At 43.5% G+C, this 10,653-nt stretch carries 8 protein-coding genes; all 8 read right to left on the reverse strand.

The features are described 5' to 3' along the window. Nucleotides 1-849 (reverse strand): adenylosuccinate synthetase (locus tag QZZ43_RS07605; RefSeq protein WP_291857598.1); only part of this gene is annotated, 849 nt, incomplete at its 3' end. 141 nt (nt 850-990) lie between these two features. Continuing rightward, complete coding sequence (locus QZZ43_RS07610; protein WP_291857600.1) at nt 991-1,464, reverse strand: Fur family transcriptional regulator; 474 nt, start codon at nt 1,462-1,464, stop codon at nt 991-993. 227 nt (nt 1,465-1,691) lie between these two features. Further along, nucleotides 1,692-3,917 (reverse strand): RelA/SpoT family protein, encoded by a 2,226-nt coding sequence (locus QZZ43_RS07615; protein ID WP_291857602.1) that lies wholly within the window; start codon nt 3,915-3,917, stop codon nt 1,692-1,694. A gap of 91 nt (nt 3,918-4,008) precedes the next feature. After that, nucleotides 4,009-5,286: a pitrilysin family protein gene (locus QZZ43_RS07620; protein WP_291857604.1), complete on the reverse strand. Its 1,278-nt coding sequence runs from the start codon at nt 5,284-5,286 to the stop codon at nt 4,009-4,011. Between the two features lie 128 nt (nt 5,287-5,414). Next, nucleotides 5,415-6,659 carry a pitrilysin family protein gene (locus QZZ43_RS07625; protein WP_291857606.1) on the reverse strand — a complete coding sequence of 415 codons (1,245 nt, stop codon included), beginning with the start codon at nt 6,657-6,659 and terminating at the stop codon, nt 5,415-5,417. Beyond that, complete coding sequence (locus QZZ43_RS07630; protein ID WP_291857608.1) at nt 6,656-7,609, reverse strand: nitronate monooxygenase family protein; 954 nt, start codon at nt 7,607-7,609, stop codon at nt 6,656-6,658. Before QZZ43_RS07630 ends, QZZ43_RS07625 begins: the two co-directional genes overlap by 4 nt. 227 nt (nt 7,610-7,836) lie before the next feature. Further along, nucleotides 7,837-9,468 (reverse strand): Zn-dependent hydrolase, encoded by a 1,632-nt coding sequence (locus tag QZZ43_RS07635; protein WP_291857610.1) that lies wholly within the window; start codon nt 9,466-9,468, stop codon nt 7,837-7,839. Between the two features lie 124 nt (nt 9,469-9,592). Next, the coding region (locus QZZ43_RS07640) for an adenylate/guanylate cyclase domain-containing protein (protein WP_291857612.1) at nt 9,593-10,653 on the reverse strand (1,061 nt) is incomplete at its 5' end.

Here is a 10,653-nt window from a genome sequence, read left to right on the forward strand (position 1 = left end):
GTCCTCATCAAACAATTCGGTGGGGAAGGGGCCCGAACCCACACGGGTGCAATAGGCTTTAAAAATACCAAAAACTTCACCAATACTCCGCGGCGAAATGCCCATTCCGATACATGCACCTGCGCAAACTGTATTGGATGAGGTCACATAGGGATAGGAGCCAAAGTCAATATCCAGCAATGTTCCCTGAGCACCTTCTGCCAGAATGGGTCTTTCATCTTTCAGATAGCGGTTCAACTCATGCTCACTGTCAATGAGTGTAAACTCTCTGAGTGTTTCAATTCCTTCTTTCAAACCTTCTTCATACTCAGCCAGATTGTACTCAAAGCCATACATCTTTATGAGTTGCTCATGCTTCTCTTTTAAGACAGCATATTTTTCTTCAAAATTGGAAAGGATATCGCCAACGCGAATTCCGTTGCGTCCGGTTTTGTCCATGTAGGTGGGACCGATTCCCTTCAGGGTTGAGCCAATCTTGGTGGTCCCTTTGGAAGCTTCGGATGCTGCATCCAGAATGCGATGGGTGGGCAAAATCAAATGCGCTTTTTTGGAAATAAAAAGGGTATTGGTCAGGTCAATACCCTGAGCTTTGAGACCGTCAATCTCTTGTTTGAAAGTGATGGGATCCAGCACCACGCCATTGCCAATAACATTGATCTTGTCGCCCTGAAAAATTCCAGATGGGATGTTGTGAAGAACAAATTTCTTGTTGTCAAACTCGAGGGTGTGCCCTGCATTGGGGCCGCCCTGGAATCGGGTAATAACATCATAATCGGGGGTCAGTACATCTACTACTTTTCCTTTCCCCTCATCGCCCCACTGCAATCCTAATAGAACATCAACCTTCATTACTTCAAGTGTTTGTGATTATTTGTATTATGGTCTTTTTTACCAGACTATAGCGCAATAAAAATCGGAAGGCCTACCTGTTAGGTTGACATTCCGATGCGTAAAAGTAAACATTAAAAATCGTAAAACCTCAGAATCTGTTTAAATTTTATTCTCACTCTTTATCAGTTTCTCCCGGCAATCTTTGCAGGTCCCGTAAACATAAAGGGAATGATGTGCTACGGTGAAATCCAGATTCAGGGAGGCATTGTCCAGCACGATCTGAATACTGGGATCACAAAATTCGGTTACTTTTCCGCAGTTGGTGCATATCAGGTGGTCATGTTGTTTGGATTCAAAAGCTTTTTCAAACTGGGCGATGTTCTTTCCAAACTGATGTTTAATGACCAGTTTGCAATCGAGAAGAAGGTCAATTGTGTTGTACAATGTGGCACGACTCACTCTGTAATTCTTGTTTTTCATGAAGATGTAGAGTGATTCTATATCAAAGTGCCCCTCGCGCGAATAGATTTCGTCCAATATGGCATATCTTTCGGGTGTTTTTCGATGCCCGTTTTTTTGAAGATATTCGGTAAATATTTGTTTGACCGTTTCTTTGTTAGATGGCCTGCTCATAACTTGTTTCAGTTAAATTAATTGTAACAATTTGCCCCTTTTCTATGCAAAGATAAAAATTTTATTTAGAATAAAACCAAATTGAATTAAGGAGGTGAAATTGAGCAAAGGGCATGGGACATGGGGCATGGAGAGAAGGAGCATGAGAAGAGACTGGTCAGAAAGCAGAGAGCATGCAGATAGGAGCGGGGCACCGGGCTTTTATTTCTTGGACCCCTTTGGAACTCTTAATTCCCGTGAATCCGTTCCTGACGGGTAACATTGTGGAGACCTTTTATTCTCATTAGGTTGAAAATGAGATTATTGAGGTCTTCGGTATTGTGAATATACAAGTAAATTGTTCCTTCAAAGATGCCATCGTGGCTCTCCACATGAATGGAACGCATGTTAACGGTTTGGTCTTCAGAAATAACCTTTGTGATTTTACTTACGATTCCTATCTGGTCAATCCCTGAAAGATTGATGATTGCCAGGAAGGATAGAATTTTATGTGACTCCCATTCGGCAGATACAATCCGGTTTCCCTGACTTGACATGAGACGGATGGCCACCGGACATTTGCGGCTGTGCAGAATCAGTTTGTCGTCCTGATCGAGGTAACCCACCACATCGTCGCCCGGAATGGGATTACAGCATGGGGCAATGATGTATTCCTCGGTTTCCATATCGTCCGAGACCACCATCTGAGTTTTTTTGCTGTCTTTGCCAAATTTCATTTTGTCTTGTTTGTCACTGTTTTTCACGAAAGAGAGGCGCCAGTAACGAATCCATTTATTTGCAGTTTTGTCGCTAAGAATCTTATTCAGATTTTCAAGGTTAACAACCCCTTTTCCAATCTTAAAGTAAAGTTCTTCTTTACTGGGCAGGTTGTAATACGTCTGAAGTTTTTTGAGGATTTTGGCATTGGTGGTCAGTTTTCTCTCGTTCAGCGACTCTTCCAGTTTTACCTCGCCCCTGTGAATAATGCCTTTTCTTTCTTTTTTAAAGGCATCTTTAATTCTGGTTTTGGCTTTGGCTGTTGTCACAAAATTGATCCAGTCATATTTTGGTTTTTGTTTTTCGGAAGTGAGAATCTCTACCTGGTCGCCACTCTTCAGCTCATAACTAAGCGGAACCAGTTTGTAGTTCACTTTGGCGCCTATGCATTTGTATCCCAGCTCGGTATGTATTTCAAAAGCCAGGTCAAGAGCAGTAGCTCCTTTGGGCATTACTTTTACGTCGCCTTTAGGGGTAAACAGCATGATTTCCTGACTGAAGAGATTCAGTTTAAAATCGTCCAGAAATTCGAGAGAATCAGAATCCGGGTTATCCAGTACATCCCGAATGCGTTGTAACCAGTTGTCCAGCTCCGATTCTTTCTCATTTGAGCCTTTGTATTTCCAGTGAGCAGCAAATCCTCTTTCGGCAATTTCGTCCATTCTTTCGGTGCGAATCTGGATTTCAATCCAGTTGCCTTCGGGCCCCATTACTGTAGCATGCAGGGCTTCATAGCCATTGGCTTTGGGAGTACTTACCCAATCACGAAGTCTGTCGGGTTTGGGCTTGTAAATATCTGTAATCAGAGAATAGATGGCCCAGCATTGGGCTTTCTCAGGAATTCCTTCTTTGGGATTAAATACAATGCGGATGGCCAGCAAATCATAGATTTCCTCAAAAGGAATCTGTTTGTGTTGCATTTTTCGCCAGATGGAATAGATGGATTTTGGTCGCCCTTTGATGTCAAACTCATACCTTTCATTGGAAAGGCGTTCGATGATGGGTAACGAAAACCGCGTTATCAGGTGTTGGGTCTTGTCTTTGTAATCTTCCAGTTTGGCCGATATTTCCTCAAATATTCTTGGATGTTCGTATTTAAAAGCCAGGTCTTCCAGCTCAGATTTGATTGAATAGAGTCCCAATCGATGGGCCAGTGGCGCATACATGAATAGGGTTTCGCCGGCAATTTTGATTCGTTTATGCTCGGGCATAGATTCCAGGGTACGCATATTGTGCAACCTGTCGGCCAGCTTTATGAGAATAACCCTGATATCCTCGACCATCGTCAACAGCAGCTTTCTGAAATTCTCTGCCTGCCTGGATTTGGTCTGATCAAAGACACCCTCCAACTTGGTGAGCCCATCTACAATATCGGCCACTTTCTTGCCAAAAATTCCTTCTACATCTTCCAGTGTGTAGTCGGTATCTTCCACCACATCGTGTAACAGGGCTGCCGCCACTCCTTTTGCTCCAAGACCAATCTCATCCGCCACAATTCGGGCCACAGCAAGGGGATGGAGAATGTACAACTCTCCCGATTTCCGTCTGACTCCCTGATGGGCTTCATTGGCCAGTTCAAACGCTTTCTGGATTAGTCGCTTGCCCTCGGCTGTTTGACATCGCGGGCACAAATCCAGTAATTCGTTGAATTGCTGTTTTATTTCTTGTTCTTCTGATATTTTCGATTGGTCACTCATATTGGCTGTTTACCTGTTGGGCCTAAATTAGTGAATAATATGGTAAAATAGTATCTGAATGGCAGGTAATATTTCGTGCATTCAGATTCAGTTACATCCCCGCAGTCACAATTCGGAAATCCTCAGGCTTAAGATATTGAATAGCCAAATCTCTGATATTGGTATGAGAAATATTTCGAATTGTGTTGATCATCTTTTCGTAAAATCCGAAATCCATATCGTATTCCTGCAAGGTTCTGTAAATGTCGGCGGTTGAAAAAGGGCCATCAAAATTCCTGAGCAATTCGCCCATCATGTATCGTTTAACCATGCTGAGTTCCTCCTGGGGAACCAAATCGGTTTGCAGAATTCGGAATTCTTCAAAAATTGCTTCAATGGCTTTGTCCCGGCTTTCGCCGGATACTTCGCTGCTAATGCCCCAAATGCCGCTTTGTTTGAGGGGCATGATGTAGGAGCCGATTCCATAGGTAAGGCCTTTTTCTTCACGTACCGAGGTCATCAGGCGTGAACCAAAGTAGCCACCCAGAATGGTATTGAGAATTTGCAGCGGAATAAAATCGGGGTGATGGTTGTTAAACAGGGGTCTTCCGATTCGCAGGGCGGTTTGCATTGCACCTTCTTTCCTGATATTTATTGTTCTTTCCTTTGAAGGCTGCGGATTGGGTAAAGAAAAGTCGGTGTGTTGGTATTTGCCCGAAGAGTGTCCAAAGTATTTATTGAGTAAGGGCATTAGCTTATCTCCGGGTTGACCTGCCACGAAAATTCTTGCCATCTCGGGCTTGTAATTATTTTTATGGAAATCTTTAAGCTGACCGAGCGTTATTTGTTTGAAATGATCTGCGTTAAGCTGTTTTCCATAAGGATGGTCGGCGCCAAAAATTGTTTCGCCGAACTTACGGCCTGCAATGGTTTTTACTTTTTCGCCCTCAAAAACAAACTCTTCATATTTTTTTTGAAGATAAAGCTCATATTCATGCTGAGGGAATGAAGGTTCAGAAATAATTTCGTTGAGGATCTCCAGCATTTGAGGCAGGTGACGGGACAGGCACAAAAATGTAAAAACCGTATTGTGATGATAAGTCTGGGCATTCAGGTAAGCTCCCAGAAAATCAATTTTTTCAGATATTTCAACTGATGTCTTCTGTCGGGTTCCTTCCAGCATCAGATTGGCAGTTGTGGAGGCAATCAGGGGAATGCCTGCCTGTATCGCCCCCGCCGGAAATTCTATGTCTATTTTTGTGACGTCCTGACTCCCTGCTCTGAGTACAGAAACAGGCACTTGGTTGTCGAGTCGATGCTGCTCAACCGGCAGGAAATCAATTTTTTCGATATCTTTAAATTCGGGAGCTTTGCTGTTGGTTTGTGCCATATTTTGGGCTGTTGTTTTAATGGTGGATACTTATCTTTGAGACTAAGGCTATGGCTAAGGGCTTTTAAAAAATTATGGAACCATTAATTCCTAACCTGAGTCTCTCTAGCCAAGATGCTCTGGGGACTTCAGTTTTTCTTCTGCGGCAGGTAATAGAGAGTGGAGCAGTTTTCCGGAGCAAAGATTCTTTGTGCCACAGTTTTAACATCATCTGCAGTCACAGCCCGGTATCGCTCTGGTTCTCTGTTAATTTCTTCTGCATCACCCAAAAGCTCAAACTGAGCCAGGTTCATGGCTTTGTTGAGATAATGAATTTCACCAAAAACAAGGTTCGATTCCACTTTGTTTTTGACTTTCTGAAGTTCATAATCACTGGGGCCATCAATACTTAGTTTTACCAATTCACTGCGGATGGCAGATTCAGCTTTTTCCATGGATACTTCCGGCATAAGGCGTCCGGTAACAGTAAACAATCCCGGGTCGCGATCTCCGGCAATGTATGCATTCACATCCGAGAACAGGCGCTGTTCTTTGATGAGTGACTGGAACATCCGAGCAGAGGGGCCATTGGAAAGGATATCAGAGAGCAAATCGTCAGCATAGAATTCTTTGTCGGTACGTTTTCCGTTGTGGAAAACCATTTGAATGTAAGGGGCAGGCACATCTCTTTCCACAGTGAGCTGCCTTGCTTCTGTCTGGCGGGGTTCCTGCGGTAATTTTCTTTGCTGAACAGACTGGGCTGCAATGGGGCCAAACCATTTTTCAGCCAACCGGAAAACCTGTTCTGGAGTGACATTGCCTGCTACCGACAAAACAGCATTATTTGGAGCGTAATGCTTGTAAAAAAAGTCTTTGACATCATTTAGTGTGGCATCCTCAATATGGGAGATGTCTTTTCCTATGGTGGGCCAACGGTAGGGGTGAACCTTATAGGCCAGGTTTCTGATTAAAAGAGGTATGTCGCCATAGGGTTGATTCAGATAACGTTGTTTGAACTCTTCGATCACAACTTTTCTCTGTACTTCCAGACTTTTATCAGAGAAATCAAGTTCTCGCATTCGGTCGGCTTCCAGCCAGAATGCTGTCTCCAGATTCGTTGCCGGCAAGGTCACATAATAGTTGGTAAAATCGTTGCTGGTCCATGCATTGTTTTCACCGCCCACATTTTGTACCGGCGTATCGTACGAAGGAATATTGAGGGTGCCCCCAAACATCAGGTGCTCAAATAAATGTGCGAAACCTGTCTTGTCGGGGTCTTCGTCGCGTGCGCCTACGTCGTACAGCAGGTTAACGGCCACCATTGGCGTGGTTTTATCGGGATGAACTACAACGCGTAAACCGTTTGAGAGTGTATGCTTAAAATATTTTATCATTTACAAATCCTTTTTTTTGTTTCCTGAATTTCCTCCATGAGGGATTCCATAATTTGGCTGACGGGCTTAATCTCCTTTATCAGGGCAGCCACCTGTCCGATTTCTAATTCTCCTTCTTCCAGATCACCTTCAAAAATTCCTTTTTTGGCACGTCCCTTTCCCAGAATCTCTTTTAATTCTTCTGGTGATGCACCCTTTTGCTGGGCTTCTTCCACCAGTTTAAAAAAGTGGTTTTTCAGAAGCCGTACGGGAGCCAGTTGTTTTAACGTGAGCATTGTGTCTCCCTCTTTGGCATTTATAGCATACTCTTTAAATTTTGGGTGGGCCGATGACTCTTGAGCAAGTGCAAATGTTGAACCAATTTGCACGCCATCAGCACCAAGCGCCATGGCAGCCATTATTTGTTGTCCGCAACCAATGCCTCCTGCTGCTATTAATGGAAGAGAAGTTGCATTTCTTACCAGAGGAATTAAATTCATGGTGGAGGTCTCCTCGCGACCTTCATGACCGCCGGCTTCAAATCCTTCGGCAACGATGGCATCCACCCCGGCGTCTTCACATTTTTTTGCCAGCCGGGAATTGGCGATTACGTGTACTACCTTTATGCCGTGTTCTTTGAGGTAGGGAGTCCATTTGGCTGGGCTTCCGGCAGAGGTGAAAACTATTTTTACGCCCTCATCGGTAATGACTTTCATCAATTGCTCAATGTCGGGGTATAGCAGAGGAACATTTACGCCCCAGGGTTTACTGGTGGCTTTTTTTATTTTCTGAATATGTTCGTGCAATACTTCAGGATACATACTGCCGGCGCCCAAAAGGCCCAGCCCGCCGTTGTTGCTGACAGCGGAACCCAGTCGCCATCCGCTGCACCATACCATTCCCCCCTGAATAATGGGAACTTCTATATTGAGTAACTCACTTACCCTGTTGTTCGAAAATATTTTTTCCATGGCCGTATATGGTTTTACAAAAAAACTGTTGACTCTTTTGCCAACAGTTTTTTATGTGCTGGTGAGATCTTCATAACCTCAACCTCTGTTATTTCTTAAAAATCACTATTTGGTTCTATTAAATGTTCAACACTTTGTCGAAGTTTATTTTAAGTTACTTCCTGATGACAAAACACCTATATGCCTAAAATTCATTTTGTTGTCTAATGTGGTTCAGATACTTTTAATTAATTCAAACCAACAACCCCGGGGCCCTGTTCAAAAACAATGTCCACGGGAATGCCGGCATTGTTGATGCGATCGAGGTCCGACTGAAGTTCAGGGTTTATATTTCCCATTAAGGCAATCATTTCCAACGCTTTCTGGTAATCCCCATCCCCCTGGAGAACCAGTATTTCTTCTGACAACTCATTCATAGCTTGTTTCATCTTTTCAAAATCGATGAGGTAAGTGTTCGAATCATTATCTTTTGAAAAGGCTCCTTTTTTGAGGAAGTAGTTAAAGCGAATCATGTTGGCTTCGCCATGAGCACTTGCCGCACCAAAACGGACAGATCGGAAAATTCCGGCCATAAAGGTAACGTAATTGGTCATCAGGTCTTTGTCTTTCAATTCGCCACTTTCAGCGAGCCTGGTAACTATGTAAAGTCCCAGGATATCTGCTTTACTCTCTTCGATTGAGGAGGCTGTCTCTTTTAGGGCTTCTCTGACAGTTCCTTTGCCATCCAAAGTTTCTTTGATGCCTAATCCGTGGGCCACTTCATGAAACATTGTGTTTTCGAAGAAAGCATCGAAATCAATGTATTGCCTTTGCGATGGGTGGATAACTATCTGACTGATAGGTACCAGTATCTTCTCAAATTTGGCACGCATACTATTTTTCAGCTGGAGTTTGCGACTTCCTTTTTTCATCTGCACATCCGGGTCGTTGGGAAGATTGATGGCGATGGTTTTACTGGCCGCATTGCAATCGCCGGCATAAAAAATAGCATCATAAACATTCAGGTCAGAATCGCTACCGGGGGTTTCTGTTTTATAGGTCTCGTCAACAGGAAGATTTTCCTGTAACCTGGGTAGCAAGGCAGCAAATCGCTCCAAACGTGCCGACCAGGCAGTGTCTTTTATTAGTATGTAAGCTTCAAAGGCGGTTTTTATCCCCAAAAGCTGGTCTTCGTAAGTTTCGATAGGCCCAACAACAAAATCGATGAGGTTGTCTTTCATCTCCATCCAATACATGTCGCTTTTGTAGTAATCGCCCGATAAAAGTGCATTTGCACGTGCATTCAGGTATTTTTTGAATCCTTCACTTTCTGCCATTTCTGCTGCCTGGTGAAGGAGGCCTGCTGCTAAAGAGAGTTCCTCTTCCCATTTTTTATGATACGGAACGATGAAGAGTTTTCCGTTATCCCCTCTTTCGATGAGGGTGTATTGATTGGATTTATTATGATTGGGGAGTTGTTCAAACTCCTTCATGGTCATGTCGGCTGGATATAGCCTTGCTCCTGCGGGTTTGGGGCCGATGCCTTTGATGAATGGCTGATGATTGTTCAGTCGATCCCAGGGGCCGTAGTTAATTTCTGCATATCGGCGCAGTTCAGGATCTTCAATTTTGGAGAGAAAAGTATCTTTGTCACCCCAGGTTTGTTTCCAGAAAAGGTCGTCCATGATGTTGGCCGCCTCGAAAAGCAGAGGTAACATCTCTTTTTGGTTGGAGGATAAGATGCTCAGGTCGGTGGTTAGTTTGAAGGTTTCGTACGCTTCTACTTTTTCAGCAATATTAGGAATTGCCGCTTCATATTTTTTGTTTTGGCATGCAGAAAGCAGCGTAAGCGCAAGAAGAACCGGGAGGAACCGTTTCATAAGAATGTTTTTTGAGGATTATGTAATGCAGCCTCAAAGGTAAGGATATTTTAATGGTTCATAACAAAGGTGCCTATCAGAACCAAATTTTTACATCTATCCCGAAACATCGAAACGACCTATCTTATTGTATCTTGATATCAACTTCAGTTTTATTGAGCAACTGGTTGATTCTCTCAATTTGTTGTTGTTTGTTAACTTCCCGTAGGTCACGAGCCGTTTTAGTGAAGTATTGATGGTTTTTAATGAACTTTAGCTGCATTTCGTTCCATTCCTGCCATGAGCCAATCATTTGACGCTCTCTTAACTCGCGGTAAAGTGTATTGGAAACCGGAATAAAATCGGTGCGTCCCAGATAATCCAAATCCGAATCACACATTACTTCTTCCATTTTGTCCTGTGGGTTTGGAGGTAGCTTGGTGGCCATAATTAACCGGCAAATGGTGTTGATTCTTTCCTGCGAAAAGTCGTACCTCGGTAAAATCTGTTTTGCCAGTAAGGTACCCTGGTGTTCGTGATGTTTGTAATCCACAATATGTCCTGCATCGTGGAACAGGGCAGCCACTTTCATTAGTAGTATTTCTTCTTCGTTCAAGCCCTCGGCCCAGCCAATGAGCTCTACTTCAGTAATCACATCCACAGTGTGCTTAACGTTGTGATAGAATAGGTTGTCCGGTAGATTTTTCTCCAGCAGATCAAGGATTTTTTCCTGAATATCCATAAACTGGATGTCTCCGTATCTCGTATAAAAGGTATCATTGGCTTCAAAGAGGTTGTCCTCAATATGCAATTTTTCATTTAGCCCGTTGACCAAAAACATATTGAGTGCACCTTTATATTTCACAGGCATGGACCCCAGGTGGCTGAAGTCAAAGAATTCTTTTACCAGCTCATAGGTCATCTCAGACATATTAATTTTTCCGGGAGGACAGGCTTCGCCCAACCTGCATGTTACATTGATGTTGTCTCCGCTGATGGATGAGGGGCTGTGTTGTTTTTGAGCGTCCAGAGCCAGGACCGGACCGGTATGGATTCCCATTTTTACTTTCCAGAAAGGTTCTTCTTTGGAAGGAGTGAAAATGTTGTTTACGGTAGATTGCATCTTGTTAGCTGCCAGTGTGATGTTGATGGGGTTGGTCCGGTACTCATTGTTCAGTCCGGCGGCAAAAAGAAGGTTGTCACCAA

The organism is Marinilabilia sp., from assembly GCF_016278715.1.
GTDB lineage: Bacteria > Bacteroidota > Bacteroidia > Bacteroidales > Marinilabiliaceae > Marinilabilia.

Bases quoted from the DNA above. Each gene is read 5' to 3' on its own strand.
- QZZ43_RS07625 (WP_291857606.1), bottom strand. From the start codon at position 6,659: ATGATAAAATATTTTAAGCATACACTCTCAAACGGTTTACGCGTTGTA.
- QZZ43_RS07630 (WP_291857608.1), bottom strand. From the start codon at position 7,609: ATGGAAAAAATATTTTCGAACAACAGGGTAAGTGAGTTACTCAATATA.
- QZZ43_RS07635 (WP_291857610.1), bottom strand. From the start codon at position 9,468: ATGAAACGGTTCCTCCCGGTTCTTCTTGCGCTTACGCTGCTTTCTGCA.
- QZZ43_RS07610 (WP_291857600.1), bottom strand. From the start codon at position 1,464: ATGAGCAGGCCATCTAACAAAGAAACGGTCAAACAAATATTTACCGAA.
- QZZ43_RS07620 (WP_291857604.1), bottom strand. From the start codon at position 5,286: ATGGCACAAACCAACAGCAAAGCTCCCGAATTTAAAGATATCGAAAAA.
- QZZ43_RS07615 (WP_291857602.1), bottom strand. From the start codon at position 3,917: ATGAGTGACCAATCGAAAATATCAGAAGAACAAGAAATAAAACAGCAA.